Genomic DNA, 26,477 nt, shown 5'->3' on the forward strand with positions numbered 1-26,477 from the left:
GCGCTCCTGCGGTACGGTGACTGCAAAGATTTCTTTGCGATGACGTCACCCTACACCGCAAAGAGATCTTTGCAAACACTTCTTTGCAAAGTTCGCTTTGCGATCGGGAGCGCGCGCGTGACGGACCAGAAGACGATCGGCGAGGAGCGGCCGGTGTGGCCGCCGGCCGACGACCGGGTGCTGGACGCGGCGGCGCTGAAGGCGCTCGCACATCCGGTGCGATTCCAGTTGGTGGAGCTCCTCGGCGAGCACGGCCCGTCGACCGCCAGTGCGCTCGGCCGGATGATCGGCGAGAACAGCGGCTCCACGAGCTACCACCTGCGCCAGCTCGCGGCCCAGGGGCTCATCGAGGAGGCGACGGAGCTGGGCTCCAAGCGCGACCGGTACTGGCGGCTCGTGCGTGGCGGGTGGACGCTGGAGGGCTTCGAGCTCCTCGAGCGCGAGGACACCCGTGACGACGCCCTGATGGTGCTGGACGAGGTCCTGCGTGCCCGCTTCAACAGCCTTCGCCGGTGGCATCGCGACGGCAAGCGGTGGGGCGACGACTGGGTGGAGTCCACGATCGAGATGACGGGCCGGTTCCGTCTGACCCGCGACGAGTTGCGCGACATGCGCGACGAACTGGTCGCCGTCATCGACCGCTATCGCGACCTGCAGGCCGACCGGCGCGAGAGGCCGGGTGCCGAGCCGTCCGACGTCGTGCCCGTGCGCGTGCAGGTGGACGCCTACCCGACCGGCGACCCGCCGGACGACGCCGACGGCGGCGCCGCTGCCGAGGCCGCCTCGGACGACGCCCCCTGACACGCGACACCGGACCGCGAGCGCCGTGAGGTTTCCGTCGCCCGCGACGGCTTCCCCTCGCCGGCGGGCGTCGCAGCCGCGAACGCCGTGAGGTTTCCGTCGCCTGCGACGGCTTCCCCGCGCCAGCGGGTGTCGCAGCCGCGAACGCCAAGAGGTTTCCGTCGCCCGCGACGGCTCCCCTCGTCGGCCCCGCTGCCGCTACATCGGCGTGGGCATCCCGCCGGCCCCGCCGCCACCGGGCGCGCCGGACGAGCCCCGCGCGAGGTTGGCGAACTTGGTGAGGTGGTTGAGGAAGGCCAGCTTGACCACGCCGGTGGCACCGTTGCGGTGCTTGGAGATGATCAGCTCCGCAATGCCCTTGTCCGGGCTGTCCTCGTCGTAGACCTCGTCGCGGTAGATGAAGCTGACGATGTCGGCATCCTGCTCGATGGAACCGCTTTCACGAAGGTCGGCGAGCTGTGGGCGCTTGTCGGTGCGCGACTCGGGCTGGCGGGAGAGCTGCGACAGCGCGATGACCGGGACGTCGAGTTCCTTCGCGAGCATCTTCATGCCACGCGAGATCTCCGAGACCTCCTGCTGGCGCGAGTCGGTCTTCTTGTGCGACTGCATCAGCTGCAGGTAGTCGACGATCACCAGATCGAGCCCGTGCTTCTGCTTCAGGCGGCGGCACTTCGCACGGATCTCCATCAGGGAGATCGACGGCGTGTCGTCGATGAACAGCGGCGCCTCCGACAACGCCCCCAGGGCGTCGCCGAGCTTGCGCCAGTCGGTGTCCTCCAACCGGCCGGTACGTAGCTTGGAGGAGTCGATCCGCGCCTCGGAGGAGAGCATGCGGTTGACGATCTCCAGCTTGCTCATCTCCAGGCTGAAGATGATCGCCGGACGCCGCAGCTTCACGGTCACGAACTGCGCGATCCCGAGGCTGAGCGAGGAGTTGTGCACGATCAGGTCGTCGGCCACGAAGTTGTGCAGCCCGGGCACCGTGAGGTCGAAGACCCGTTCCTCACCGGCAGGCTCGACCGAAACGACCTCGTCCCAGAACACGTCCGAGGTGGCCACCTCGTGTAGCGCCTGGCTGCCGAGGGCTTCGGCGAGCTCCGCCACGAGGCGCCGGGACGGGCGGCGCTTGCCGACGTGCCAGTTGTGGTTGCGCGGTCGTCCGGTCGTCTCGGAGACGTCGGCCCAGGACCGCTGACCCTTCTCGGCGAGGATCAGGTCCCACACCTCGATCGGTAACAGGTCGGTGTTGTCGCCCCACGCGCGCGGCGCATCGGAAGTGTGGGGCACGCCGCGACGCTCGACGTACTCGAGCACCTTGGCGCACTGCTCCTCCTTGGAGAAGATCCCGATCTCCGTCAAGAAGCGCCGGACGTTGGCGGCGTCGCGGATCTCGAGTTCGAACGCTCGGTTGTGGCCCTCGAGGTACTTCACCTGCCGTTCCCGGATCCGCGACAGGATCCCGAACCGCAGGAGCAGGTGTTGCACGTCGTGGATGAGCTGCTCCGACACCGAGCAGTAGCTGATGCCGAAGTAGCCGTGCTCCTCCGCGACCCAGGCGCTGCCATCCGTCGCGAACAGCCGCGACAGGAACAGCGCCATCTGCTCACGGGGGAGCGTGAAGATCGGCGCGGGCACGAACTTGGTGTGGCTGTCCCTGCCGGCCAGCCCGAGCTCCTCGAGCCGCTGCTGCAGGAAGTTGTCAGCATGGCGGCCGGTGTAATCGAGGTCCGCAGCCGCTGCGCGGATGCGGGTCACGAGTTCCGCGCTCAGGCCGCGTCGGCCCGACAGCGCCTGGCTCACGACCGAGATGGTGGTGCCGGCTCGTGCGGCTACATCAGCCCGCGTGACGCGGTCGTGCGCCAGGCCGAAACGGATCGTCCTGGCCTGGGTTCCCTGCTTCGGCTGTACCACACCGATGGTGCCGAAGGCTGCAGCACAGGCGAGCGCCTCCATTTCGACAGCGACCGATTCCGTGGTCAGTTCCGGCGCGTTCTTCGTGAGGCAGCCATCACCGAGGAGATAGCCGAGCAGCTTCACCTCAGCAGCGGGAAGGCGCTGGTCACCGAAGAAGTCGATTCGTCGCGGCGCCGCAATGAGATCGCCCGGGCGCAGATCGGTGAGTTGCCGCCACCCGCGGGGCGTCAGAAATGGGTGATTCGCGGTCGCTCTCGTGCGACGCCCGCTCCGGGTTCGCAAGAGGAAGACGCTTCGAGTGCCGTTGTCGTGGAACTCCGTGGCATCGACGCCGACCAGCACCCCTGACTCGTCGAGGGCCGCGACCTGGATGGCTTCGCCAGACCGACCGCGCTCGACGAGTTGCTCGATTGGCGCCCACTCCCCGGTCTTGACGGAAAGTGCTCGGGAACCCACGCTCAGGCACTTGCCCATCGCCGGCCTGGCGGCCAGGATGATCAGGTTCTGGGGCTGCAGGCCGGCGGTGAGGCGGTCGAGGTCGTCGAAGCCGGTGGACAGGCCGGTGACCTCGGAGTTCTGCTCGGCGAGCTTCTCGATCTGCTCGAACGACTCGTTGAGCAGGTCGCCGAGACGGGCGTAGTCGGCCGTGGTCGAGGTCTGGGCGACCTCGTAGATGATGGACTCGGCCCGGTCGACGACCGTCTCCGCGTCCTCGGTCGCCTCGTAGCCGAGCTTGGCGACCGCCGTGCCCGCGTCGATGAGGCGACGCAGCAACGCCCGCTCGCGCACGATGCGGGCGTAGAAGGCGGCGTTGGCCGCGGTCGGCACGGCGACCGTCAGGTCGTGCAGCGCCGCCGGGCCGCCCACCTCGTCGAGGCGGTCGCGGCGGGCGAGCCACTCCGTCAGCGTGACGGTGTCGATGGGCTCGCCGGCGGCCAGCAGGTCGCGGATGCCCTCGAAGACGGTGCGGTGCGCGTTGCGGTAGAAGTGCTCGGGTTCGAGCACCTCGATCGCCTCGCTGGCCGCGTTGCGCGACAGCAACGCGGCACCGAGGACGGAGACCTCGGCCTCCAGCGAGTGCGGCGGGACGCGGTCGTAACCACGTCCCGCCGACCCGTTGGCGCGCGGGCCTGCTGGTGGTGCTGCCGGCGCGTCGAGTGGTCCGCTCGGTGGCGGGGGGAAGTCACTCATGCGGGTGTGCGTCCGTGGACGTCGGCCACCTCACGAGAACCTCCTCACGCCTCCTCGGCGTCCTCACCCTCGACGACCGTGGCGGCGCCCTCGGTCGCTTCCGTGTCCGCCTCGGTCTGCTGCTCGTCGAACTCGGCAGCAGCCTCGAGGGCCTGTTCGGTCAGCGCCTCCACGTCAGTGTCGCTGGAGGCTGCGACGTCCTGCGCCGCCTCCACGACCGCCTCGGCGTCCACGATCGCGCCGTCGCGCAGGCTGATGCGGCCCTCGGCGTCGACGACCTCGACCGTCACCGTCGCGGTGACCTGCGGGTGCACCCGGACCGGGATCTCGTAGGCGCCGATCGACTTGATGGTGCCCTTGAGCTCGATGCGCTTGCGCTCGATCTCGTGGCCGCGCTCGCGCAGCACACGCTCGACGTCGTGGGCGCTGACCGAGCCGTAGAGGTGACCGCGTTCGTCGACGCGGGCCTCGATGCGCAGCGTGCGGGACTCGAGCGCGTCCTTGGCGGCCTGTGCGGAGCCCAGGGTCTTGGACTCCTTGGCCTTGCGCGACCGGGTCAGGGCCTCGGCTTCCTTCATCGCACCCTTGGTGGCCAGGATGGCCAGCCCACGGGGCAGCAGGAAGTTGCGGCCGTAGCCGTCAGCGACCTCGACGACGTCGCCCGCCAGCCCGAGGTTGTCGACCTCGTCCTTCAGGATGACCTTCATCGGGCGACTCCTAGCGGGTCGTGTAGGGGATCAGCGCCATCTCGCGGGCGTTCTTGATCGCCCCGGACAGCTGGGCCTGGTGCTGCGCACAGACGCCCGACGTGCGGCGCGCCTTGATCTTCGCGCGCTCGTTCAGGAACGGCTTGAGCAGCGACAGGTCCTTGTAGTCGACGTACTCGATGCCCTGGACGCACACCGGACAGGGCTTGTCCTTCTTCGGCTTGCGTGCCTTCTTGGGCTTGGGAGGCATGTGGCTTCTCCTCGAAGGCCCGGCGCATGGCGCTCGGGCGAAGGTCGATGTCGGATCAGAACGGGACGTCGTCGTCGGACGGCGGCGGAGGTGCGAAGTCGCTGGTGCCGCCGCCACCGCCGGAGCCGCTGGTACGCGACACCTGGGCGCGGGCCCACCGCAGACTCGGGGCGATCTCGTCGGCCTCGATCTCCGTGACCCAGACGGTCTGTCCCTGCTGGTTCTCGTAGCTGCGCACGCGCACCCGGCCGATCACGATGACACGGTCGCCCTTGTGCAGGGACTCGGCCGCGTTCTCCGCCAGGTCACGCCAGCAGTTGACGTTGAGGTAGGTCGTCTCCTCCTGCTGCTGACCGGAACGGTCCGTGTAGCGGCGGTTGGAGGCGACGCGCAACGTGGACACGGCGGCCCCGCCACCGGTGAAGCGCAGTTCGGGGTCGTCGGTCAGGTTGCCGATGAAGGTGATGAAGTTGCTCTCGAACGCCACGGTGGGCTCCTCGCGTCGAGCGGCTGATCAGGGTCGCGTGAGCGGACGCGGTCCCGGCGTCAGGCGCTGGTGCGGACGCGGAGCTCCGGGCGCACCGTCTTGAAGCGGACGATGTCGTCGGAGATCTTGAGCAGGCGCTCGAGCTCGTCCACGGCCTCGGCGGTGGCCTCGAAGTCGAGGACGCCGTAGTAGCCGAAGTCGCGCTTGTTGATCTCGTAGGCCAGCTTGCGGCGGCCCCACCAGGCTTCGTCGAGGACCGTCCCGCCCTGCTGGGCGAGGATGTCCTTGGCCCGGTCGAAAGCCGCGCGGGCGGCCTCTTCCTCGAGCGTGTCGGTGACGATGATCATTATCTCGTAGCGGCGCACAGTGCACCTCCCATGGTCTCTGATCCGCCCGCACCGGGTGGCGCGGCCGATGCCGCCGTCGAGGCGCGCGGACGCGACCGACGGCGGCGGGGTGGCTCCCGCGGACGCGGCCCGCGTGCGCGCACGCAGGGCCGCCGGTGGGAGCAGGGGTGCTGCCTGGGAGCGACGCCGAACGCCACTCCGCCGGCACGCACGCAGCACGCGCACGCCGGACACAGGACCTCGGAACCGTACCGGACACCCCGTCCGCTCACAACCGCGCACGGTAGGCAGACCCGGTGACATCCCGCCCGATCGGTGCCGGCGGCGCTGTGGAGAACCCGGGAAGGATCAGTCGTCGACGTCGACCCAGCCGAGGGTGCGCTCGACCGCCTTCTTCCAGCGCGCGTGGCCGGCGCTGCGCTGGGCGTCGTCCCAGGTCGGCTCCCAGCGCCGGTCCTCGTGCCAGTTCTCGCGCAGCTCGTCGGTGTCCTTCCAGAACCCGACCGCCAGCCCGGCCGCGTAGGCGGCCCCCAGAGCGGTCGTCTCCGCCACGACCGGCCGGCTGACGGGCACGCCCAGCACGTCGGCCTGGATCTGCATGCACAGGTCGTTGGCGGTCACGCCGCCGTCGACCTTGAGCACCTCGAGGGCCACGCCCGAGTCCTGCGCCATGGCGTCGGCGACGTCCTTGGACTGGTAGCAGATGGCCTCGAGGGTGGCGCGTGCCAGGTGGGCGTTGGTGTTGAACCGCGACAGCCCGACGATCGCGCCGCGCGCGTCGGAGCGCCAGTAGGGCGCGAACAGGCCGGAGAAGGCGGGGACGAACACGATCCCGCCGCTGTCGGGCACCTGGCGGGCCAGCGACTCGGACTCGGCCGCACCGCTGATGATGCCGAGCTGGTCGCGCAGCCACTGCACCGCCGAGCCGGTCACGGCGATCGAGCCCTCCAGCGCGTAGACCGGCGCCTGGTCCCCGAACCGGTAGCAGACGGTCGTCAGCAGGCCGGCCTGGGAGCGGACCACCTCGGTGCCGGTGTTCAGCAGCAGGAAGTTGCCGGTGCCGTAGGTGTTCTTCGCCTCGCCGGGCGCGAAGCAGACCTGACCGACCATCGCGGCCTGCTGGTCGCCGAGCGCACCGGTCAGCGGCACCTCGGCTTCCAACGGCCCGCCCGGGCGCGTGACGCCGTAGGACGCCGGGTCGGACGACGGCCGGATCTCCGGCAGCATGGCTCGAGGGACGCCGAACAGGGCGAGCAGTTCGTCGTCCCAGTCGAGGGTCTCCAGGTCCATCAGCATCGTGCGGCTGGCGTTGGTCACGTCGGTGACGTGCACCCCGCCGTCGGCTCCGCCGGTCAGGTGCCACAGCAGCCAGGAATCGGTCGTGCCGAACAGCGCCTCGCCCCGTTCCGCGTCCTCCCGTAGACCGTCGACGTGCTCCAGCAGCCACTGGAGCTTGCCGCCGGCGAAGTAGGTGGCCGGTGGCAGACCGGCGCGAGCACGGATCAGGTCGCCGGCACCCTCGCGTTCGAGGCGCGCCGCGATGCGGTCCGTGCGGGTGTCCTGCCACACGATCGCGTTGTGGTACGGCCGGCCGCTGCGGCGGTTCCAGACGACGGTCGTCTCGCGCTGGTTGGTGATCCCGAGCGCCGCCAGGTCACGGCCGGACAGCCCCAGCCGGTTGAGGGTCGTGCGCAGCACCGACGACGTCCGTTCCCAGATCTCCACCGGGTTGTGCTCGACCCAGCCGGCCCGCGGCAGGATCTGCTCGTGCTCGAGCTGGTGACGGCCGACCTCGTTGCCGTCGTGGTCGAACACCATGAACCGCGTCGAGGTGGTGCCCTGGTCGACCGCGCCGACGAACTCCGCCATGTTGTCGCTCCTCCTCCGGTTGCCCGACCTCCGCCGCGGCGTCCTTCGCGTACCCCGCCCGGCCCCGCGCGGGAGCCGGCCACCGACGCTTCAGTCCAGGCCGTGGTCGACCGCGTAGCGGATCAACTCCTGGCGCCGGTTGAGCTGCAGCTTGTCGAGGATGTTGCGCACGTGGTTCTCGACCGTCTTCGGCGAGATGTGCAGTCGCTCGCCGACCTCCTTGTACGGGTACCCGCGCGCGACGTGCTGCAGCACCTCCCGCTCGCGTTCGGTCAAGGGGTTGGCGCCGGTGGCCTGCTTGGCCAGTCGCCGGAACTCGCCCAGCACCAGCATCGCCAGCGAGGAGGAGAACACCGGCTCACCCGCGGCGGCCTTGCGAAGCGAGGTCCGCAGCTCGTCGCCGGGCGTCGCCTTCGTGAGGTAGCCGACCGCGCCGGCGGCGACCGCGTCCAACAGATCGCGTTCCTGCTCGCTGACGGTCAGCATCACGATCCGGGTCTGCTGGGCACACGCCCGCACGACCGCCAACCCGCCGCCTTCGGGCATCTGCACGTCGCAGACGACCAGGTCGGGCCGCGTCTCGCGGACCACCCGTATCGCTTCCTCGGCGTCCGAGGCCTCTCCGACCACCTCGAAGCCGCTGCCCAGGTCCGCCTTCACCCCGTCGCGCCACACCGGGTGGTCGTCGACCAGCACGACCCGGATCGGTGGTCGACGCACGCTGGCTCGCTGTTCCACCACGACGCTCCCTTCCCGGCGGCACCGCAGCCTAGAGGCGGCTAGCGTCGATCGGCTCGCGGCCGCAACGGGAGGCAGGCATGCAACGGATCGCGGTCGTCGGCAACGCCGGCAGCGGCAAGTCGACGCTCGCCCGGCGACTGGCCGACGGGCTCGGGCTGCGCCACGTCGAACTCGACGCCATCTTCCACCAGCCCGGGTGGCAGCCGTTGCCCGAGGCGACGTTCCGGGCGCGCGTCGAGGACGCCGTCCGGGCCGACCGCTGGGTCGTCTGCGGCAATTACGGCGCGGTCCGCGACCTGGTGTGGCCGCGAGCGGACACGATCGTGTGGCTCGACCTGCCACGCCGGGTGGTCACGCCCCGGATCGTCCGCCGCAGCGTCGTGCGCGCCATCACCCGCCGCGAGCTGTGGAACGGCAACCGCGAGGAGTGGCGCAACCTGCTCAGCGCGGACCCGGAACGCTCCATCGTGCTCTGGTCGATCACCCAGCACGCCACCAACCGGGCCGGCTACCGGCGGCGGCTGCTCGACGACCCGCCGCAGGACGTCGAGGTGGTGCACCTGCGCTCGCCGGGAGCGGTCCGCCGGTGGCTGCGGGCGACCCTCAGCGCCGCGCGTCCGGCGGGCTGAACGGGACCGTGAGGCGGATCTCCGCACCGCGCCCTGGCGCCGCGTCCACCTCGACCTCGCCGCCGACCTCGGTGATGCGGCCGCGGACCGAGCGGGACAACCCGACCCCCTCGCGGGCGTGGGCCGGGTCGAACCCGGCGCCGTCGTCACGGACGGAGCAGAACACGGCGTCGTCCAGCGGCTCGAGATAGACCACGACCCGGCTGGCGGCGCCGTGCTTGCCCGCGTTGGTGAGCGCCTCGCCGACGGCACCGACCAGGGCCTGCTGCACCGGCGCGGCCAGCGGCGGCAGGTCCTCGGGCACCAGCACCTCGGCGCGGGCGTCGAAGGCGGTCTCGAACCGCTGGGCGGCGGCCTGCAGGTCCGTGACGAGGTCGACGCTCGCCGAGGACGCCGGCGGCCCGAACAGGTAGCGGCGCAGGTCGCGCTCCTGCTCGCGCGCCATCGCGGCCAGCCGTGGATCGTCGGCGCGACGCTCGACCAGCGCCAGGGTCTGCAGCACACCGTCGTGCAGGCGGCGGGCGACGTCCTCGCGGGCCCGCGCGTCGGCGAGCTCGCGCTCCGCCGTGGCGATGCGGTCCTCGCCGGCACGGATCAGCCGCATCGCGTGGCCGCCGACGCCACCCGCGAGCCCGTACAGGACCATGGTGGTGACCAGCGACAGCAGCTGGACGGGCTCGATGCCCAGCAGCACGACCTCCGAGGTCGGCGGCGGGGCGTGCCACAGCGACGACACGGCCCGGCCGGCGCCGACCAGTACGCCCGTCGCGCCACCCACCAGCGGGCCGAAGGCGATGCCGGCCGACAGCACGGTCGCGATCGGCCAGGCGACGCCCAGCGGCTGCGCGCCGGAGAAGACGTGCGGCGCCCGGTACACGAACCCATCCGCGAGCTGCAACCCCAGGGCGACCCCGACCTCGACGCCCACGACCTGCGGGCGGCACAGGCGGGCAGGGTCACGACGCAGCAGCGAGGTGGTCCAGATCGTCACGGCCAGCGCGGCTCCCACCAGCAGCACGGCCGCGACCGGTCGTTCCAGCGCACGGCGCGCCAGCACCAGCACGATCGCCATCCACACCCATGCCGCCCAGCGGAACACCGCCAGGCCGCGCAGCACCGTCTGCTGCACCCCGGTCAGCCAGTCCGGCGGGCACGCGCGTCACCGCCGCAGGCCCGCAGCATGCCGCACGGACGGCGACGGGCGCGGCTGCGCCGACGTCGGGTCAGTGGAAGCGGGCGAGGTAGTAGCGCTTCTTGCCGACGCGGATGACCATGGTCCGGTCGCTGGCGAGGTGTTCGGGCCCGACCTGGACGGCAGAATCCTCGATCAGGGCGTTGTTGATCCGGACCGCGCCCTGCTGCACGAGGCGCCGCGCCTCACCGTTGGACCTGCTGGCACCCACCTCGGTCAGCAGTTCGAGCAGGCCGAGCCCGTCGTCGAGGCGGCTGCGCGTGAGCACCACCGACGGCGCCTCCTCGAACGCGGCGCTGAGGGTGGCGTCGTCGAGGCCGGAGAACGGCTGGTCGCCGAACAGCACGCCCGTGGCACGCTCGGCCGCCTCCACCCCGGCGTCGCCGTGGATGACCCGGGTGGCCTCGCGGGCCAGGGTCCGGTGGGCGACCCGCGCGGAGGGGTCCTCGAGGTGGCGCTTCTCCAGGTCGGCGATCTCGTCCAGCTCGAGGTACGTGAAGAGCTTGAGGAACCGGACGACGTCCGCGTCGGCCGCGTTGAGCCAGAACTGGTAGTAGGCGTAGGGCGAGGTCATGTCCGGGTCGAGCCACACCGCGTTGCCGGCCGACTTGCCGAACTTGGCGCCGTCGGCGGTGGTCAGCAGCGGCCAGGTCAGCCCGTAGACCTGCGCACCGTGCAGTCGGCGGGTGAGGTCGATGCCCGCGGTGATGTTGCCCCATTGGTCCGAGCCGCCGCCCTGCAGCCGGCATCCGCGCGTCCGGTACAGGTGCGCGAAGTCGTTCGCCTGCAGCAGTTGGTAGCTGAACTCCGTGAACGACAATCCCTGTTCGCGGGTGTCCAGCCGGCGCTTCACCGACTCGCGCGAGAGCATCGCGTTCACCGAGACGTGCTTGCCGACGTCGCGCAGGAAGTCGAGGAAGTTGAGCTGGCCGGTCCAGTCGAAGTTGTCGACGAGGACCCCGCGTCCCTCGGTGAGGTCGACGACCTGCCCCAGCTGGCGCCGGATCGCCGCGAGGTTGGTCTGCAGCGCCTCCTCGTCGAGGATCTCCCGCTCGGTGTCCCGCCCGGAGGGGTCGCCGATGCGACCCGTCGCGCCGCCGGACAGCGCGATCGGGTGGTGGCCCAGGCGCTGCAGCCACGACATCGCCATCATGCCGACCAGGTTGCCGGCATGCAGGGACGCGGCGGTCGGGTCGAAGCCGACGTAGAAGGTGACCGGACCGGCGTCGAACAGCTCGCGCAGCCCGTCTTCGTCGGTGACGTCCTGTACGAACCCGCGGGCCTGCAACACGTCGAGGGCGTTGACGTCCGACGCGTGACCCGCGACCGGGGTGGCCGGCGGGTCCAGGTCGGGCGCGGGGCTGGGATGGGGGGTCTGGTCGCTCATGGCAGCAGAAGCTACCGGTCGCGGCCCGTCACCGGGATCCCGCGCAGGTCCGTCAGTGCCAGCCCTCGAGGCGCTCGCGCACCTCGGCCGGCGGCGTCACCGCCGGCACCTCGCGCGCGGGCAGCCAGTCGGGCATGCCGTCCGCCCACACGTAGGTGTCGGGCCTGACGGTGCCGTGCAGGACCAGGCGACGCATGGTGTCGAGGTCCAGCGGTCCGTGCTGGTCCTGACCCTGTAGGTGGTACCAGCGGGCCGGCTCGTTCACGTTCGCGTCACTCCTGGATCCCGCACGTCAGCGAGAAGCTATCCGCTGCCGCGCGACTGGTCGGACGGGAGCTGGTCGGACGGGAGCGGGGCGGACGGTTGCTCGTCGGACGGGAGCGGGGCGGGGCCGTCGTGGCCCCGCCCCGCCCTCGCTGTCCGCGGGCCGGTCAGGCCAGCCGGCGACGCAGCCCGAGCCCGAGGGCCCCGGCGGCGAGGAACGCGCCGATCGCGATCGCGGCCCGGACCGGCGCCGAGGTGCCGTCGTCGGCGCGGCTGCCGACACCCGCGATCTCGAACTTGTAGACCGCGCTGGCGTCGGCGCCGTCGACGGTGCCGTACGCGAGTCCGTCGCCGTTGGCACCGCGTGCGTCGATCGCCTTGATGGTGTTGTAGAGCAGCGAGGAGCCGGCCGAGGCGTCGCTGACGCCTTCGATCAGCTTCTGCATGCCGGCCTCCGACAGCTTGACCGTGCCGTCGGCGATCTGCTGACCGCCGTCGGCCGCGGCGTCCAGACCCTCGGCGATCTGGCCGGCGCCGTCACCGGCGTCGCCCAGGCCGTCGGCGAGCTGGTTGGCGCCGTCGTCGATCTGCACCAGGCCGTCGGCGAGCTCGTTGCCGCCGGTGGCCGCGGTGCGGGCGCCGTCGGCCAGCTTGCGGCCGCCGTCGTCCAGCTGCCCGAGCCCGCTGGACAGCTCACGCCCACCGCCGGCGGCGGTCTTCGCGCCGTCCGCCAGCTTCTTGGCGCCGTCGTCCAGCTGGCCGAGCCCGCCGGCGAGGTCCTTGCCGCCCTTGGCCGCCGAACCGGTGCCGGCGTTCAGCGCCTTCGCGCCGTCGTCGAGCTGGCCCAGGCCGCTGGCGAGCGTGCCGGCCCCCTTGCGGGCGGCACTGGCACCGTCGGCGAGTGCCGGCAGCTTGCCGGCGAGCGTGGCCGTGCCGTCCGCCAGCGGGACCAGCGCGTCGGCGCGGAACTGCTGCAGACCGCCGTGGAGGTCCGCCGAGCCCTGCTTCAGGTCCCGGACACCCTTCAGCAGTGCACCGGGCTTCTCGGGCGAGCCGAGGTTGGCGGCGTAGGCCTCGAGGAGCGGCACGATCCCGGTCAACGCCTGGGCGCCGGCGACCAGCTGGTCGACCTGGCCCTTGGCGGCGGTCAGGTTCGTGACCGAGCCACCGACGATCTGGTGCGCACCGCCGACGCCCTGGCAGACCGCGGCGTACGGCGAACCCTCGGCGCACGCGCCGACAGCGTTGAGGCCGGCCATCACGTCCTGGAGCAGGCCGTTCGCCACCTTCAGCGAACCCAGCAGGCCGCACTGGCCGTTCTGGACCGCCGTGAGCGTGCACCCGTCGGCGTTGGCGTAGATCGTCCCCGACAGGTCAGAGAGGCCACCGGCGACCTGCGGGAGGCCGGCGATGGCCGCCGGCGCGCCCTGCGCCGTGCCCGCCGCCAACTGCGTGAGGCCACCCTCGATGAGGACCAGACCGTCCTCGATCTTCTCCGCGCCGGGGAGGATGAGCTTCTCGAAGCTCTTGCGCGCCTCGGCCGCGCCGTCCGCGATCTGCCCGGCACCCGCCGTGGCGTCGCCGGCGCCCGCCGCGATCTGCGAGAGCCCGTCGGCCAGGTCCTTGCTGCCGACCCGTGCCGAACCGGTTCCCTCGGCCAGCTTGCCGGCGCCGTCGTTCAGGTCGCCGAGCCCCTTGGCGAGCGTGCCGGCGCCGGTGCGGGCCGCGCCGGTGCCGTCGGCGAGCTGGCCGGCACCGCCGGACAGCTCACCCAGACCGGCGGCCAACTTCCCGCCGCCGTCGCGCGCGCTGCCGAGCCCGTCGGACAGCTGCGTGGCCCCGGCACCGAGATCGTTGAGACCGTTGGCCAGCTGCCGGCTGCCGCCGCGCGCCTTGGAGGTGCCGTCGGCCAGCTGGCGCGCGCCCGGCACGGCCGTGCCGTTCAGGCCCTCGGCCAGCTGCGTGGCACCGTCGGAGAGCTGCCCCAACCCGTCGAGGAGCTGGGCCGCTCCCGCCGCGAGCAGCTGCACGTTGCCGTCGATCAGCACGCCGTTGATCGTCAGGGTGCGGGTCGACTCGACCGCGCCCTTGTAGGACTCGGCCGTCGAGCGCAGCGAACCGAAGGACTTGGAGTCGACCGGCAGGACCTGCGCGACCGCCTCGGGAACGACCGCGTCGGTCACGTGTGCGGTGTAGCTGACGGTCTGCTCCTCGTCGCCCAGCGGCGAGAACAGCAGCAGCGACCACTGCACGACCGTGTTGCCCCGCCCGTCACCGGCGACGGAGGCACCCGGCGCCTTGACGTCGAGGAAGCGCCCGTCGAGGGTCGTGGACACCGTGCCCACCATGGGCACGGCCACGTCGACCGTCTCCGTGCGCTCCTGCTGGCGGCCGTCGAAGTAGCGGATCTCGGTCGGCTGGGCGGTGAGGTTGCGGACGGTGTAGGTCACCGTCACCTCGCCCGACCGTCCGACGAGGGCCTTCGGCTCGATGGGCTCGCCGTCGAGGGCGTAGGAGATCTCCACGCTCAGCGGCAGGTCGGCGGTGTTGTCCGCGACCGTGCGCTCGGAGACGCCGGACCGCGAGGCAGCCATGCGGTAGACGACCTGGTCGCCGTCGACCCGTGGCTTGCCGAAACCGTCGAGGTTGCGCAGGCCCTTGGTGGCTTGGTCGGGCAGGGCCAGCTCGACCTCGCCGTCGCCGGCGACGGTGAGCTGCGTGAACACGCGCGAGGTGCGGACCTCACCGGTGGGGGACACCTCGGTCAGCACCGACTGGCGGTGGGTGACGTCGGCACCGCTGGCGGACTGCGCCAGGGCCGGCAGGCTGGTGGGGACGACGGTGACGGCGGCGATGAGGCCGAGCGTCAGGACACGACGGGTGGCACGCATCAGACCGCCTCTCCTTCTGCGAGTTGGGCGGTCGGCGTCGGCTCGACGACCGGGGACGACGACGAGCGGTCGGCGAGGTTCGCGGTCACCAGTTCCGCCAGCGTCGCGGCGGCGGCGCCGAGCGCCGTCGCCAGCAGCACGGTCACGAACGCGACCGGAGCCTCGGCGAGGAATGCCGTGGGACGGTCCGCGTACATCGGCTCGTACAGCGCCGCGAAAGCGGCGTAGCCGGCCAACCCCGCCCACAGCGGGACCCGGTCACCCGAGACGGCGGCCACGACCGTCAGCACGACGATCACGACGATCAGCACGATGGCCTGCGCCGAGGGCAGGGCCGGCAGCACACCGGCCTGGACGGCCATCGCCACGAAGGCGGCGACGCTGCCGATCACGAAGCCCGCGACCCGGCCGATGGTCACGTGACCGCCGGCCAGCCCGATCGCCGCGGCCAGCAGCACCGGCCACAGCGTCGTGATGCCGAGCGCGCCTCCGGCGACGGCCAGACCGGCCGCGACGAGCGCGATCACGGCACCGGTGAGTACGGTGCGTGTCAATCGAGTTCTCCCCGACAAGGGCACGCCGTGATCGCCACCACGCCGTGCTTCCCCTCCCGGCACACTGGTCGTGCACCGAGTGCCGACCATCCGCCGGTCGCGGGGATGATCCGGGGCACGACGGACCAGATGCCATGCCCCGTTCGGGCCATCTTTGGCGTCCGACCGGGTTGAACGATCCCGGCGGGATCGAATCGCCGAAGCCGCCATCAAGCGCCGAACACCGCGCCGAAGGAACGAAACCGATGGAATCGTGCCGCTGCGACGTCCTCAACGTCCTCAGTGGTCCGCTGGCACAGGACTACGTCCGCGGCCATCTGGAGGGTGCACGGGTCGACGGGCTCGGCCGGCAGGTCCACCGTTGCGCGCGGACCGGCATCGAGTGGACCGAGGACCGCAACCCGGACGGGTACGCGGAGAACGTCCTGGTTCTTCGGCGCGTGCTCCGCTGACGACCGACCGCCACCCCAGGAGGACCGCCATGGCGTTCCTGGACCCGAAGAAGCAGGACGACCCGAACGACGTGCTGCCCGGCGCGCCCGGTCTGCACCTCGACCTCGACGTCCGGGTCTGCCCCGACTGTCGCCTGCAGACGCCACCGTGGGTCGGGCACTGTCCCGAGTGCGGCGTGGCGACCGTGGCTCCGGGGGAGGTGCCCGCCACCCGCTTCCAGCTGCCCGACCTCGACGACGAGTCGGAGTGAGCGGCGTCTGACGCGGGCCTGACGACGCGCCCCGGCGGAGCGTCACTCCAGGCGCAGGCGGATGCGCCGGAAGCCCTTGCCCTTCGACTCGACCTTGGCGACGCGCACCCGCCCGACCTCGGTGGTGTCGGCCACGTGGGTGCCGCCGTCGGCCTGCCGGTCCAGCCCGACGATGTCGATGACCCGCACCTCGCGCAGGCTCGGCGGCAGCAGCGACACCTTCGTCCGGATCAGCGACGGGTCCTCGTCCGCCTCCTCGCGAGGCAGGAAGGACACCTCCACGGGCCGGGCCGCGGCCAGCTGCCGGTTGAGCTCCTCCTCCAGCGGGTCGCGGTCCTCGGGATCCCAGTCCGGCAGTTCGAAGTCCAGCCTGCCCTCACCGGGTTCCATGTTCCCGCCGGTGACCGGGCTGGCGAACCGGTTCCACACCACCCCGCACAGGGCGTGCATCGCGGTGTGGGTGCGCATCAGCCGGTAGCGCCGGTCCCAGTCGACGACGGCCCGCACGTCCTGACCGGTGCCGGGCAGGTCGCCCGCCAACCAGTGCCACACGCCGCGGGCGTCCTGGGTGACCCGGACCACCTCGAGGCGGTCGTCGCCGATCCGCAGCTCGCCGATGTCATGGGGCTGTCCGCCCCCGCCCGGGTAGAAGACCGTGCGGTCGAGCAGCACGCGGCCGTCGTCGGGATCGACGTCCACGACGGTCGCGCCCGTCTCGCGCTCGTACTGGCGGGTGGAGTAGATGCGCTCGGTCACGTCGTCTCCTTCGGCACGGACGCCGTAGCCTTGCACCGATGCACTGTCCACGCTGCCACGCCGAGTACGAACCCCACGCGATCCGCTGCGCGGACTGTGGGGTCGACCTGGTGTCCGAGGACGGCGAGGTGCTGGCCCCCGCACCGCCGGGCGCGACGGCCCCGCTGGGCACCTTCCACGCCACGATGGCCGAGCACGTGGCCGCCCTGCTGACGCGGCGGAAGATCGCGTTCGAGACCCGTACGGAACCCGACGGCGTGCGCGTCCTGGTCGACCCGGCCTGGCGCGACGAGTTGCGCGCCGAGCTCACGCTGGCGTGGGGCGACCTGGTGCGCGGCCTGCCGGAGGAGCAGGTGCTGGAGGTGCTGGGCACGGGCGGCACGGCGCCGGGCTGGTACGACGCCCCGCGCGGCGGCCACGTCGACCGGGCGGGCCGGCTGGTCGTGGAGGCCGGCGACGACGAGGAGGCCGCCCGTGACGCGGCCCGGATCGCCGGGCCGGCACTCTTGACGCTGGGTGCGATCCTGGCCGTGTCCGGCTGGTACGTCTTCGACTCCACTGCGGTGCTGCTCGCCGGGGTGGCGCTGGTGGCGCTCGGCCTGTTCAGCCCGAAGTAGCCCACGCGGCGGCGACGTCAGCCGGACGTCGCGGAGTCCGCGTCGGGATCGCGTGCCAACAGCAGGTACGACTCGACGAGGTGGTGCCAGTGACAGGCCAGGCACACCTCGACCGTGTAGACGGTCAGATCGCCGTAGCGCTCCTGCTGGCTGGCGAGGTGCTCACGCCGCACGGCCCGACCGCCCTGCGACTTCGGCGTCCGGCCGTCGAACACGTAGTGGACGTGGCGGACCTCGTCCTCGTCGCACACCGGGCAGGCGTCGGACACCGGCGACCCGATGTGGGTACCGGCGCGGAGCAGGTCGGGATGCGCGTCGCAGACGTCCTCGCGCGAACGCAGTCCTGACGCGACGTCACGCAGCACCGACCGGCGTTGCATGCGGTAGTCGATCCGGCCCTTGCGCACCGGTGGCTCGCTCCTGGCCCGGCCGCGGCACCTCGCCACGGACGATCCGCGAAGGGTACGGGCCGTCGGGGCGGCGCGCTCGGCGAGTCGTCCACGACCATGACGTGCCGGGCTGGCTAGCGTCGGCGCCCACCTGCACCGACACCACCTCGAGGAAGCCGCCGTGCCGACGCCGACGCCGCCCGACAGCCGCCGTGACGACCTCGTCGAGGACCTCCACGGCCACCGGGTCGCCGACCCCTACCGCTGGCTGGAGGACGCGGGCGCCGACGGCGTCGCCGCCTGGATCGCCGCGCAGAACGAGGCCACGTTCGCGCACCTGGCGCAACTGCCGGCCCGGGCGGTGTTCCGCGAGCGGCTCGCCGCCCTGTGGGACCATCCCCGTCGCGGCGCGCCGTGGCGACGTGGTGAGACCTGGTTCCAGATCCGCAACGACGGCCTGCAGGACCAGGACGTGCTGTGGTGCGCTGCAGGTGTCGGCGGCGAGGTACCACCGGTCGAGGGCTGGCGGGTACTGGTCGACCCCAACGGGTGGACCGCCGACGGGACCGCCTCGCTGTCGGCGGTGTCCGTCAGCGACGACGGCACGCGGTTGGCGTTCGCGCGCTCGGACGCCGGATCCGACTGGCTGACCTGGCGGGTCGTTGACACCGCCACCGGCCAGGTCCACGACGACGTGGTGCCGTGGGCCAAGTTCGCCACCGCGGCGTGGTTGCCCGACGGCAAGGGGTTCCTGTACGGCGCCTTCACGCCACCCGCGGAGGGCGGTGAGCACGCCGCCGCCAACCGTGACCAGCAGTTGCGCCTGCACCGCCTCGGGACCGACGCGGCCGAGGACGTGCTCGTCCACCAGCGGCCCGACCAGCCCGAGTGGATGTTCCACCCGACGACCTCGCACGACGGCCGCTGGCTCGTGCTGACCGTCAGTCACGGCACCCGCCCGGAGACGCGCGTCCACGTCGCCGCGATCGAGGACGGCGCCGTCGGTGACGTCATCCCGGTGCTCGACCGGGGCGACGCGGCCTACGAGGTGCTCGGCGTCCTCGACGACCGGCTGCTGCTGTCAACGGACCTCGACGCGCCGCTCGGACGGGTGGTCGCCGTCGACCTGGCGCCCTACCGCGGCAGGCCCGGGCCGCAGCCGCCGCGGCTGGTCGAGGTGGTGGCCGAGGGCGCCGAGCGCCTGCAGGGCGTCACGCTGGTCGGCGGCGCGAGCGACGCCGACGTCGCCTGGCTCGTCTGTCACCGGCTGCGCCACGCGACCTCCCGCCTGGCGGTCCACGACGCCCGCGACGGCGCGCACCTGCACGACCTCGACCTGCCGGGCGTCGGGTCGGTGATGGAGGTCGCCGGCGGGCGCACGCGGACCAGCCTCGACCTCACCTTCGAGACCTTCGACGCCCCCGCCCGCGTACTGCACCACGACCTCACGGCCGCGGTGCTCACCTCCGCGCCGGAGCCCGTCGGGACGGCGCCGACCGTCCACGACGTCCCGATCGTCACCGAGCAGGTGCAGGTCCTGCACGACGGCGTCGCCGTGCCGCTGTTCCTCGTCCACCGTGGCGACGTGGCGCCGACCGGCGCGGTGCCGACCGTGCTGTGGGGCTACGGCGGGTTCGACATCCCGGTCGGCCCGATGCACCGGCCCGGCTGGCGGGCGTGGGTGGAGACGGGCGGGCTGCTCGCCGTGGCCTGCCTGCGCGGTGGCGGCGAGTACGGCCGCGCCTGGCACGACGACGGGCGGCTGCGCAACAAGCAGCACGTGTTCGACGACGCGCTGGCCTGCGCCGCCTGGCTGACCGGCCGTCGACGCGACGAGGTGGCCGCCGTCGCCCTGACCGAGGACACCGACCCGGCCGGGGTGTGGACCGCGCCTTCGCACCTCGGCATCGAGGGGCGTTCCAACGGGGGGCTGCTGGTCGGTGCCTGCCTGACCCAGGAGCCGGAGGCGTTCGGCAGCGCCGTGCCGGAGGTGGGCGTGCTGGACCTGACCCGCTTCCACCGCTTCACGATCGGCTGGGCCTGGATCTCCGACTACGGCGACCCCGACGACCCCGACGACCTCGAGGTGCTGCTGCGCTACTCGCCGTACCACAACGTCGAGCCCGGCATGGGTGGGCCCTGGGGCAGGCCCGGCCGCGCCTACCCGGCGACCCTGATCACGACCGGCGACACCGACGACCGCGTGGTGCCGCTGCACTCCTACAAGTTCGCCGCCGCTCTGCAGCACGCGCAAGGCGGCGAGGCACCGGTCCTGCTCCGGATCGACACCTCCGCCGGGCACGGGGCGGGCAAGCCGGTCGGCAAGCTGCTGGACGAGCGCGCCGACGTGCTCGCCTTCCACGCCCACCACCTCGGCCTCGCCCCCGGCTGACCCCGCGGTGACCCGGCCGCCGCGGCTGACGGCCGCTAGACGGCGGCCCGGTGCGTGCCGACGAGGTCGTAGTGCTGCGAGTGGGTGTCGAAGCGGGACAGGAGCCGGCGAGCCGGCTCCGGGACCACGGACGACGTCCCGCCGGGGCCGGCGAACGCCTCGACCGCCTGCCAGTCCTCGAACCGCATGATCGTGACGAACTCGACCTCGCCGCGGTCGGATCGGGCCCGCCGCACGATCTCGACGTCGAGGAGGCCGGGGATGCCGCGCCGCAGGATGGCCGGCACGATCGAGCCGTCGACGAGTCGCTCGTAGTCGTCGGCATCCGCCGGGGTCGTCCAGCCGTGCCAGATGCGAAGGATCATGGCGTCGCACTCCCTTTGTCGACTTGACAGCACACTGCCATGATGACAGCCTGCTGTCAAGAGCCGTGAGCGCGACGCCGATGATCGTCGCGGGGAGGTCGGTACGTGACGAATCGGGTCGAGGCCTACCGGCGCCTGGTCGCTGATGTCTACGAACTCGCCGGGATCTCCCGCGAGACCAGCGAGACGCTCGCCAGCGAGGTCGGTCAGACCGCGGCCCGTTGGCACGTCATGAGCGCCATCAGCGAACAGGCCCTGCCCGTGCCGGCCATCGCCCGGCGCCTCGGGCTCGCACGCCAGAGCGTGCAGCGCGTGATCGACGACCTCGCCGCGTCGGGGCTGGTGACGACGCGGCCGAACCCCGAACACCGGCGCTCACCGCTGTTCTCGCTCTCCGAGGAGGGCCAGGCGGTCACCGAGGAGCTCTTCCGCCGCTCCGAGGCCTCACGCGCCGAACTGCTCCGCCGTGCGCGCGTCAGCACGGACGACCTGGAGGGCGCCCGTCGGGTGCTGCGCGCACTCGTCGCCGCGTTCGAGTCCTGACGGGCGCCGACGGACGCTGACACGCCGCGAGCCGCGTCGCCTCAACGTCGACGTTCGGTGGCGGCCACCACGCGCGGGCGCGCCATCAGGGCGGCGATGCCGAGCAGCAGCCCGGCCAGGCTGAACGCGGCGCCGCCGAGGCCGAGCAGCAGCGGGCCCAGCGGCAGCAGGACCAGCGAGGCGATCAGCAGCCGGCCCAGCACCTGCGGTGAGAGGGCGCGCCAGGCCTGCAGGGCCCGCCAGCACAGCCACCCGGTCAGCCAGCCGGCGCCGACGGTGAGGAACAGCACACCGAACAGCGGCGCCCCCGACAGCGGCAGACTGCCGCGGGCCGGCGCACTGGCCCAGGCGAGCACGAACACCGCGGCCTGGATCATCCCCAGGGTGGCGCCCGCCCAGACCAGGGCATTGGCGAGCCGGCCGTACGGGTGACGGCGGGGTTCGGGCGCCTCGTGGTAGGTCATGGTGCCGTGCTTGGCTCGGACGGGGGACGGCAGCCGCGAACGGCGCGGACCCCGCGTCGAAGCGCGGGGTCCGAGCCGTGGGTCAACTCCAGGTCAGCTGGTCATCCAGTCGGGCTTGCCGCCCTTGGTCTTCCAGAAGATGTCGGCGATCTCGTCGATCTTGCCCAGCAGGTCGGCGCCCGCCTGCGGGTCCATCGTCTTCTTCGCGTCGCCCGCGGCCTTCGTGGCCTCCCAGAACAGCTGGTGCAGCTGCGGGTACTCCTCGAGGTGGTTGGGCTTGAAGTAGTCGGTCCACAGCACCCACAGGTGGTGCTTGACCAGGTCGGCGCGCTCCTCCTTGATGATCACGCAGCGCTGCCGGAAGGTGTCGTCGTCGGAGTCCTGGTACTTCTTGGCGATCTCGTGCACCGACTCGGCCTCGATGCGGGCCTGGGCCGGGTTGTACACGCCACACATCAGGTCGCAGTGGGCGTCCACGGCCTGCAGGTCGCGGAAGGGGTTCAGAGCATGGAGCAGCGTCGTCAGCATTTGCGTCAGCTCCTCGGTCGGGTAGACGAGCCGGAGGGGCCGAGCGTAGTCCTGTCCGCCGGCCGCTCGTGCGGCCCAACGCGCACCGTCGGACGAGGGCGATCGTCGTGAACCGGCCCAGAAACCCACAATTGCGACGGAGTCGCAACAACTCCGGACGGTGGCGCCTGAGCGTGCGCGCCGGCGCGTTGGGGGTGGCCTACCTCGCGGCGCTCGCCGTCAACCGCTCGCTGGTCGTCGTCCGGGGGCCCTCCATGCTGCCCTCGCTGTGGCCCGGCGACCGCGTGGTGACCGTGCCCGCCTTCGGCCGGGTCGACCCGGGCGACGTGGTGGTGGTCCGCGACCCGGCCGAGCCAGGCCACCTCGTGGTCAAGCGGGTCCACACCGTCGACGAACACGGGGTCGACGTCCGCGGCGATCACCCGGCCGCCTCCACCGACAGCCGCGTGTGGGGGCCGCTGCCCCGGCGGGCGATCCGCCGTCGCGTCCTGCGGCGCTGGCCCGACCTCCGCACGCCGATGCGCCGCTGAGGCAAGGGCCACTCGCGGCTGCCCGCCGAGCTCAGGGACGACGCGCCACCACCAGCAGTTCCGGGTCGTCGAGGCCGACCTCGCCCGGACGCCGCCGGCCGTACGCGCCGGGCGCCACCCCGCGGACCGACGCCATCGACAGGCCGGCGTCGGCCAGCAACCGCTGCACGTCCCGGACCGTGTAGCTGGCGGTCCACAGATCGAAGGTGCGGCGGGCGTGGTCGGGGCCCCGCACCTCGCTGCGCTGGTGGTGGACGAGGTGCACGGGGTCGAAGGCGTCGCCCGGCACGAGGTGGCGCGCCGCGAACAGCGCGTGGAAGCAGGTGAGCGCCACCGTGCCGCCCGGGCGGACCGCGGCCGTCAGACCACGCAGCACCGCCGGATCGGAGGTCGGCGAGGTGCCCAGGCCCCCCTGGCACAGCGACCACGCCACGTCGAAGCTGCCGGCCTCCGCACCGAGGTCCGCGGCCAGGGTGCGCGCGTCGCCGACCCGGACATCGACACCCACGCCGGCTTCCACGGCGGCGGTCCGGGCGGCGTCCACGAGCCCGGGCGAGACGTCGATGCCGACACCCTCGATGCCGGGATCGGCCGCGAGGGCCCGCAGGTGGCGCGCGTCGCCGCAGCCGACGTCCAGCACGCGCGTGCCGGCCCGCAGGTCGAGCAGCGCACGCAGGGTCGACGCCTCCTCCGCGGTGCCGGCCGCGAAGGCGTTGCGGCGGTAGTCGCGGCCCTGGAAGTCGCCGATGGGCACATAGAAGGCCGGCTCGTCGACCCCGGGCACGGCCGGGACGTCGGCCGGGGTGTCGTCGTGAGCGCGCCACGACGGCGGCAGGACGTCGTCGGCCGGCGCGCTCACCCGGCGTCCGTGTCGCCGTCCCGACCGTCGGCGCCGCCGTCCCCACCGGCCGTGTCGCCGTCGCGGCGGTCCGGTGCGCCGTGGCGGCCGTCGGCCTGGCGCGTGGCCCACCACTCGTCGAGCACCGCGTAGGCCTCGTCCTCGGACATCGGGCCGCGGTCGAGGCGCTGCTCGAGCAGGAAGTTCCACGCCTCGCCGACGATCGGGCCGGGCCGGATCCCGAGGTGCTGCATGATCTGGTTGCCGTCGATCGGCGGCCGAAGCGCGTCGAGCTCCTCCTGGTCGCGCAGCTCGACGATGCGGGCCTCGAGCTCGTCGACGTGGCGCTGGATCCGTGCGGCCTTGCGCTGGTTGCCGGTGGTGACGTCCGCGCGGGTCAGCGCGTTCAGCCGCTCGAGCAGCTCGCCGGCGTCGCGGACGTACCGGCGCACGGCCGCGTCGGTCCACCCCATCTTGTAGGTGTGGAAGCGCAGGTGCATGCGCACGAGTTCGCTGACGGCCCGGATGGTGTCCTTGTCGAACCGCAGCTCGCGCATCCGCTGGCGCGTCATGCGGGCCCCGACGACGTCGTGGTGGTGGAAGGTCACGGTGCCGTCGCGATGCAGCTGCTTCGTGTCGGGCTTGCCGATGTCGTGCAGCAACGCCGCGAACCGCAGCACGAAGTCGGGACCGTCGGCCTCCGACGCCATCGCGTTCTCCACGACGGCCAGCGTGTGGGCGTAGACGTCCTTGTGGCGGTGCATCGGGTCCTGGCACGATTCCAGCAGCTCGAGCTCCGGCAGCACGTGGCGGGCCAGGCCCGTGCGCACCAGCAGCTCGATGCCGGCCCGGGGCCGGATCCCGGTCATCAGCTTCACGAGCTCGTCGCGGATGCGCTCGGCCGACACGGTCGCGAGCTCGTCGGCCATCTTCGTGGCCGCGTCGACGGCCTCGGGCGCGGCCTCGGCGTCCAGGACGGCGGCGAACCGGGCCAGGCGCACCATCCGCAAGGGGTCGTCCCCGAACGAGGTGGCGGGCTCGATCGGGGTGCGCAGGATCCGCCGCTGCAGGTCGCCGAGGCCACCGTGAGGATCGACGAACGCGAAGTCGGGCACCCGGACCGCCATCGCGTTCACGGTGAGGTCGCGGCGAGCGAGGTCGGCCTCGATCGTGTCGCCGAACCGGACCTCCGGATGCCGTGACCCGGGCGTGTAGGCGTCGCTGCGGTAGGTCGTGATCTCGATCTTGCGGGCGGGCCTGCCCGGCTCCTCGCGCTGGCAGGACACGGTGCCGAACTCCGCGCCGGTCAGCCACACCGCGCTGGCCCACGGGCGCACGATCCGCTCCGTCTCCTCCGGCCGCGCGGAGGTGGCGAAGTCGAGGTCCACCTCGGCCAGCGCGTCGGCGTCGCCGCCGGCGAGCAGCGTGTCGCGCACGGTGCCGCCGACCAGGTGCAGCTCGTGGCCCGCGGCGGCGAAGCGCTCGCCCAGATCGCGGGCCTCGGGATGCACGTCGACGAGCCGGCCCAGCTGGGCGGCCTGGTCGGGCGTGAGGGCGTCGGACAACGGAGCAGCGACTCGCGGCGGGGAACGGGGAGACCCCGCAGGCTAACGGCCCGGGCGGGCCGCTGACGGGTCGCGGTCGGGCCGCCGCGGCCGGGTCAGGCCGCCCACCGGCGGCGGACCCAGCCGTTGCTGGTCTCCACGGTGGCGGCCTCGCGCTGGTCGAGGATCAATCGGGCTGCGTGGTCGGCCCGCAGGTAGTTCCAGATCCAGCTCACGAGGACCCCGACCCGGTTCTTGAAGCCGACCAGCTGCAGCAGGTGCAGCCCCAGCCAGGCCAGCCACGCCAGGAAGCCGCGCAGGCGGATGCCGCCCGGCAGCTCGGCGACCGCCGCCGCCCGTCCGATGGTCGCCATGGCGCCCTTGTCGCGGTAGACGAACCCGCGCGCCGGTGCCCGGTCGAGAACGACCTTCGCCACGTGGCCGGCCTGCTGCATCGCCACGGGCGCGACCTGCGGCAGCAGCCCGCCCTCTGCAGCCGGGAAGGCCGCCAGGTCGCCGATGGCGTACACGTCACGCAACCCCACGACCCGCAGGTGCTGGTCGACGGCCAGGCGGCGGCCGGCCGTCACCGGCACGCCGAGGTGGGCCGCCAGCGGCGAGGCGGCGACGCCGGCAGCCCACACCAGCGTCCGCGTCGGCAGTACCTCGCCGTCGGTGAGCTGCACGTGGTCCGCGTCCGCCCGCGCCACGCCGATGCCCAGTCGCACGTCGACGCCGCGGCGGGTGAGCTGGTCGAGGGCGTGTGCGCTGGACCGGTCGGCGAAGGTGCCCAGGAGCCGCTCGCGCGGTTCGAGCAGAACGATCCGGACCTGCTCGAGATCCAGCTCCGGGTGGTCGCGCCGCACGACGAGATCGACCAGCTCGGCCAGCGCCCCGGCCAGCTCCACCCCGGTCGGGCCCCCGCCGGCCACGACGAAGGTCAGACCGCCGTCGGTCGCGTGGACGGGATCCGCCGAGGCCGCCTCGAACATCGCCAGCACGTGGTTGCGCAACGTCGTCGCGTCGGCCAGCGACTTCAACGCGTAACCGTGCTCCGCCACGCCCGGCACGCCGAAGTCCTCCGTGATCGCGCCGGCGGCAAGGACCAGCCGGTCGTAGGCCAGGCTGCCGCCGTCGGCGAGGTGTACGCGGTGCGTCGTCGGGTCGATGTCGACCACCTCGCCGACCCGGATCTCGACGCCACGACGGCGCAGCGTGGCCCGCAACGAGATACCGATGTCCTGCGGCTGCAACCCGGCCGTGGCGACCTGGTAGAGCAGCGGCTGGAAGGTGTGGTGGTTGCGACGGTCGACCAGGGTCACGCGCACGCCAGCGCGTCGAGCCCGGCGTGTCGACAGTTCCCGGGCCACGCGCAGCCCGCCGAAGCCACCACCGACGACCACGACGTGCAGCGCCGCCTGCCGTGGTTGCGCACGTGTGGGTGCGGTGCCCTGGGCAGACGTGCGGTGGCGGTCACCCATGTCGCACCTCCTTGGTGCCGTCGACGTGCGGCCCGGCGTCGCGGCGAGCGTTCGAGCTCGGCGACCGTGCCCGGCCCTCTCGGTCGCTCACTTCGTGAAGAAT

At 72.5% G+C, this 26,477-nt stretch carries 28 protein-coding genes; 8 read left to right on the forward strand and 20 right to left on the reverse strand.

Going from position 1 to position 26,477, the window contains the following annotated elements; translation table 11 throughout:
• Positions 1-117 precede the first annotated feature (117 nt).
• Positions 118-801 carry a winged helix-turn-helix domain-containing protein gene (locus tag ACERM0_RS14965; RefSeq protein ID WP_373679414.1) on the forward strand — a complete coding sequence of 228 codons (684 nt, stop codon included), beginning with the start codon at positions 118-120 and terminating at the stop codon, positions 799-801.
• A 198-nt stretch (positions 802-999) separates the two neighbouring features.
• Here ACERM0_RS14965 and dnaB read toward each other — a convergent pair whose 3' ends face one another.
• The 7 genes from dnaB to ACERM0_RS15000 form a co-directional block, all read right to left on the reverse strand.
• Entirely contained in the window at positions 1,000-3,906 is a 2,907-nt protein-coding gene (gene dnaB / locus ACERM0_RS14970) for a replicative DNA helicase (RefSeq protein ID WP_373679415.1), read from the reverse strand.
• Positions 3,907-3,950: 44 nt separating this feature from the next.
• Positions 3,951-4,613, reverse strand: a complete 663-nt coding sequence (gene rplI / locus ACERM0_RS14975) for a 50S ribosomal protein L9 (RefSeq protein ID WP_373679416.1) — start codon at positions 4,611-4,613, stop codon at positions 3,951-3,953.
• Positions 4,614-4,623: 10 nt separating this feature from the next.
• Positions 4,624-4,863 carry a 30S ribosomal protein S18 gene (rpsR, locus tag ACERM0_RS14980; RefSeq protein WP_373679417.1) on the reverse strand — a complete coding sequence of 80 codons (240 nt, stop codon included), beginning with the start codon at positions 4,861-4,863 and terminating at the stop codon, positions 4,624-4,626.
• Between the two features lie 55 nt (positions 4,864-4,918).
• Entirely contained in the window at positions 4,919-5,350 is a 432-nt protein-coding gene (gene ssb / locus ACERM0_RS14985) for a single-stranded DNA-binding protein (protein ID WP_373679418.1), read from the reverse strand.
• Between the two features lie 59 nt (positions 5,351-5,409).
• Positions 5,410-5,715, reverse strand: coding sequence for a 30S ribosomal protein S6 (gene rpsF, locus ACERM0_RS14990; RefSeq protein WP_373679419.1), 306 nt, complete (start codon positions 5,713-5,715; stop codon positions 5,410-5,412).
• Positions 5,716-6,045: 330 nt separating this feature from the next.
• Positions 6,046-7,566, reverse strand: a complete 1,521-nt coding sequence (gene glpK / locus ACERM0_RS14995) for a glycerol kinase GlpK (RefSeq protein ID WP_373679420.1) — start codon at positions 7,564-7,566, stop codon at positions 6,046-6,048.
• A gap of 90 nt (positions 7,567-7,656) precedes the next feature.
• The gene (locus ACERM0_RS15000; RefSeq protein ID WP_373679421.1) at positions 7,657-8,304 is read right to left on the reverse strand and encodes a response regulator; all 648 of its coding nucleotides are present in this window, start codon (positions 8,302-8,304) and stop codon (positions 7,657-7,659) included.
• An 80-nt stretch (positions 8,305-8,384) separates the two neighbouring features.
• Here ACERM0_RS15000 and ACERM0_RS15005 point away from each other — a divergent pair, with 80 nt between their 5' ends.
• The gene (locus ACERM0_RS15005; RefSeq protein ID WP_373679422.1) at positions 8,385-8,936 is read left to right on the forward strand and encodes an adenylate kinase; all 552 of its coding nucleotides are present in this window, start codon (positions 8,385-8,387) and stop codon (positions 8,934-8,936) included.
• Here ACERM0_RS15005 and ACERM0_RS15010 read toward each other — a convergent pair.
• The 5 genes from ACERM0_RS15010 to ACERM0_RS15030 all read right to left on the reverse strand — a co-directional run bounded on the left by ACERM0_RS15010 (position 8,911) and on the right by ACERM0_RS15030 (position 15,224).
• Positions 8,911-10,065 carry an ATP-binding protein gene (locus ACERM0_RS15010; protein ID WP_373679423.1) on the reverse strand — a complete coding sequence of 385 codons (1,155 nt, stop codon included), beginning with the start codon at positions 10,063-10,065 and terminating at the stop codon, positions 8,911-8,913. The genes ACERM0_RS15005 and ACERM0_RS15010 overlap by 26 nt on opposite strands.
• Before the next feature lie 94 nt (positions 10,066-10,159).
• On the reverse strand, positions 10,160-11,515 hold the full coding sequence (gene tyrS, locus ACERM0_RS15015) for a tyrosine--tRNA ligase (protein ID WP_373679424.1): 1,356 nt from the start codon (positions 11,513-11,515) through the stop codon (positions 10,160-10,162).
• A gap of 52 nt (positions 11,516-11,567) precedes the next feature.
• A complete protein-coding gene (locus tag ACERM0_RS15020; RefSeq protein WP_373679425.1) occupies positions 11,568-11,780 on the reverse strand; it encodes a DUF4339 domain-containing protein in 213 nt (70 codons plus the stop codon).
• Between the two features lie 166 nt (positions 11,781-11,946).
• A complete protein-coding gene (locus ACERM0_RS15025) occupies positions 11,947-14,670 on the reverse strand; it encodes a hypothetical protein (RefSeq protein WP_373679426.1) in 2,724 nt (907 codons plus the stop codon).
• Complete coding sequence (locus tag ACERM0_RS15030) at positions 14,670-15,224, reverse strand: hypothetical protein (protein ID WP_373679427.1); 555 nt, start codon at positions 15,222-15,224, stop codon at positions 14,670-14,672. Before ACERM0_RS15030 ends, ACERM0_RS15025 begins: the two co-directional genes overlap by 1 nt.
• 245 nt (positions 15,225-15,469) lie before the next feature.
• Here ACERM0_RS15030 and ACERM0_RS15035 point away from each other — a divergent pair, with 245 nt between their 5' ends.
• Positions 15,470-15,676, forward strand: coding sequence for a hypothetical protein (locus tag ACERM0_RS15035; RefSeq protein WP_373679428.1), 207 nt, complete (start codon positions 15,470-15,472; stop codon positions 15,674-15,676).
• Positions 15,677-15,705: 29 nt separating this feature from the next.
• A complete protein-coding gene (locus tag ACERM0_RS15040; RefSeq protein ID WP_373679429.1) occupies positions 15,706-15,927 on the forward strand; it encodes a hypothetical protein in 222 nt (73 codons plus the stop codon).
• Positions 15,928-15,969: 42 nt separating this feature from the next.
• Here ACERM0_RS15040 and ACERM0_RS15045 read toward each other — a convergent pair whose 3' ends face one another.
• Entirely contained in the window at positions 15,970-16,683 is a 714-nt protein-coding gene (locus ACERM0_RS15045; protein WP_373679430.1) for an alanyl-tRNA editing protein, read from the reverse strand.
• Between the two features lie 38 nt (positions 16,684-16,721).
• Between ACERM0_RS15045 and ACERM0_RS15050 the strand changes: the two genes are divergently transcribed.
• Positions 16,722-17,300: a hypothetical protein gene (locus tag ACERM0_RS15050; RefSeq protein WP_373679431.1), complete on the forward strand. Its 579-nt coding sequence runs from the start codon at positions 16,722-16,724 to the stop codon at positions 17,298-17,300.
• A 17-nt stretch (positions 17,301-17,317) separates the two neighbouring features.
• On the opposite strand, the gene ACERM0_RS15055 is transcribed toward ACERM0_RS15050, so the two are convergent.
• Complete coding sequence (locus ACERM0_RS15055; protein ID WP_373679432.1) at positions 17,318-17,707, reverse strand: DUF5318 family protein; 390 nt, start codon at positions 17,705-17,707, stop codon at positions 17,318-17,320.
• Positions 17,708-17,870: 163 nt separating this feature from the next.
• On the opposite strand from ACERM0_RS15055, the gene ACERM0_RS15060 reads away from it, so the two are divergent.
• Complete coding sequence (locus ACERM0_RS15060) at positions 17,871-20,081, forward strand: prolyl oligopeptidase family protein (protein WP_373679433.1); 2,211 nt, start codon at positions 17,871-17,873, stop codon at positions 20,079-20,081.
• Positions 20,082-20,116: 35 nt separating this feature from the next.
• Here ACERM0_RS15060 and ACERM0_RS15065 read toward each other — a convergent pair whose 3' ends face one another.
• Complete coding sequence (locus ACERM0_RS15065; protein WP_373679434.1) at positions 20,117-20,446, reverse strand: antibiotic biosynthesis monooxygenase; 330 nt, start codon at positions 20,444-20,446, stop codon at positions 20,117-20,119.
• Between the two features lie 105 nt (positions 20,447-20,551).
• On the opposite strand from ACERM0_RS15065, the gene ACERM0_RS15070 reads away from it, so the two are divergent.
• The gene (locus ACERM0_RS15070; RefSeq protein ID WP_373679435.1) at positions 20,552-20,989 is read left to right on the forward strand and encodes a MarR family winged helix-turn-helix transcriptional regulator; all 438 of its coding nucleotides are present in this window, start codon (positions 20,552-20,554) and stop codon (positions 20,987-20,989) included.
• A gap of 41 nt (positions 20,990-21,030) precedes the next feature.
• On the opposite strand, the gene ACERM0_RS15075 is transcribed toward ACERM0_RS15070, so the two are convergent.
• Both ACERM0_RS15075 and sodN read right to left on the reverse strand, forming a co-directional pair.
• Positions 21,031-21,453, reverse strand: a complete 423-nt coding sequence (locus ACERM0_RS15075) for a hypothetical protein (protein WP_373679436.1) — start codon at positions 21,451-21,453, stop codon at positions 21,031-21,033.
• Positions 21,454-21,546: 93 nt separating this feature from the next.
• Complete coding sequence (sodN, locus tag ACERM0_RS15080; RefSeq protein ID WP_373679437.1) at positions 21,547-21,981, reverse strand: superoxide dismutase, Ni; 435 nt, start codon at positions 21,979-21,981, stop codon at positions 21,547-21,549.
• Positions 21,982-22,112: 131 nt separating this feature from the next.
• Between sodN and sodX the strand changes: the two genes are divergently transcribed.
• Complete coding sequence (sodX, locus tag ACERM0_RS15085) at positions 22,113-22,511, forward strand: nickel-type superoxide dismutase maturation protease (protein WP_373679438.1); 399 nt, start codon at positions 22,113-22,115, stop codon at positions 22,509-22,511.
• Between the two features lie 31 nt (positions 22,512-22,542).
• Here the strand turns inward: sodX and ACERM0_RS15090 are convergent, their stop codons facing one another.
• The 3 genes from ACERM0_RS15090 to ACERM0_RS15100 all read right to left on the reverse strand — a co-directional run bounded on the left by ACERM0_RS15090 (position 22,543) and on the right by ACERM0_RS15100 (position 26,374).
• Positions 22,543-23,370, reverse strand: a complete 828-nt coding sequence (locus tag ACERM0_RS15090) for a class I SAM-dependent methyltransferase (protein WP_373679439.1) — start codon at positions 23,368-23,370, stop codon at positions 22,543-22,545.
• On the reverse strand, positions 23,367-24,914 hold the full coding sequence (locus ACERM0_RS15095; protein WP_373679440.1) for a CCA tRNA nucleotidyltransferase: 1,548 nt from the start codon (positions 24,912-24,914) through the stop codon (positions 23,367-23,369). The genes ACERM0_RS15090 and ACERM0_RS15095 overlap by 4 nt, the downstream gene beginning before the upstream one ends.
• Positions 24,915-25,009: 95 nt before the next feature.
• Positions 25,010-26,374: an NAD(P)/FAD-dependent oxidoreductase gene (locus ACERM0_RS15100; RefSeq protein ID WP_373679441.1), complete on the reverse strand. Its 1,365-nt coding sequence runs from the start codon at positions 26,372-26,374 to the stop codon at positions 25,010-25,012.
• Between the last annotated feature and the right edge of the window lie 103 nt (positions 26,375-26,477).

This window comes from Egicoccus sp. AB-alg2 (genome assembly GCF_041821065.1).
In the GTDB taxonomy this organism is placed as follows: Bacteria; Actinomycetota; Nitriliruptoria; order Nitriliruptorales; family Nitriliruptoraceae; genus Egicoccus.

Coding starts and splice junctions, on each gene's coding strand:
- ACERM0_RS15040 (WP_373679429.1), top strand. CDS start 15,706: ATGGCGTTCCTGGACCCGAAGAAGCAGGACGACCCGAACGACGTGCTG.
- rplI (WP_373679416.1), bottom strand. CDS start 4,613: ATGAAGGTCATCCTGAAGGACGAGGTCGACAACCTCGGGCTGGCGGGC.
- dnaB (WP_373679415.1), bottom strand. CDS start 3,906: ATGAGTGACTTCCCCCCGCCACCGAGCGGACCACTCGACGCGCCGGCA.
- ACERM0_RS15065 (WP_373679434.1), bottom strand. CDS start 20,446: ATGATCCTTCGCATCTGGCACGGCTGGACGACCCCGGCGGATGCCGAC.
- ACERM0_RS15035 (WP_373679428.1), top strand. CDS start 15,470: ATGGAATCGTGCCGCTGCGACGTCCTCAACGTCCTCAGTGGTCCGCTG.
- ACERM0_RS15050 (WP_373679431.1), top strand. CDS start 16,722: ATGCACTGTCCACGCTGCCACGCCGAGTACGAACCCCACGCGATCCGC.
- glpK (WP_373679420.1), bottom strand. CDS start 7,566: ATGGCGGAGTTCGTCGGCGCGGTCGACCAGGGCACCACCTCGACGCGG.
- ACERM0_RS15075 (WP_373679436.1), bottom strand. CDS start 21,453: ATGACCTACCACGAGGCGCCCGAACCCCGCCGTCACCCGTACGGCCGG.
- ACERM0_RS15005 (WP_373679422.1), top strand. CDS start 8,385: ATGCAACGGATCGCGGTCGTCGGCAACGCCGGCAGCGGCAAGTCGACG.
- sodN (WP_373679437.1), bottom strand. CDS start 21,981: ATGCTGACGACGCTGCTCCATGCTCTGAACCCCTTCCGCGACCTGCAG.
- ACERM0_RS15100 (WP_373679441.1), bottom strand. CDS start 26,374: ATGGGTGACCGCCACCGCACGTCTGCCCAGGGCACCGCACCCACACGT.
- rpsR (WP_373679417.1), bottom strand. CDS start 4,863: ATGCCTCCCAAGCCCAAGAAGGCACGCAAGCCGAAGAAGGACAAGCCC.
- tyrS (WP_373679424.1), bottom strand. CDS start 11,515: ATGAGCGACCAGACCCCCCATCCCAGCCCCGCGCCCGACCTGGACCCG.
- ACERM0_RS15025 (WP_373679426.1), bottom strand. CDS start 14,670: ATGCGTGCCACCCGTCGTGTCCTGACGCTCGGCCTCATCGCCGCCGTC.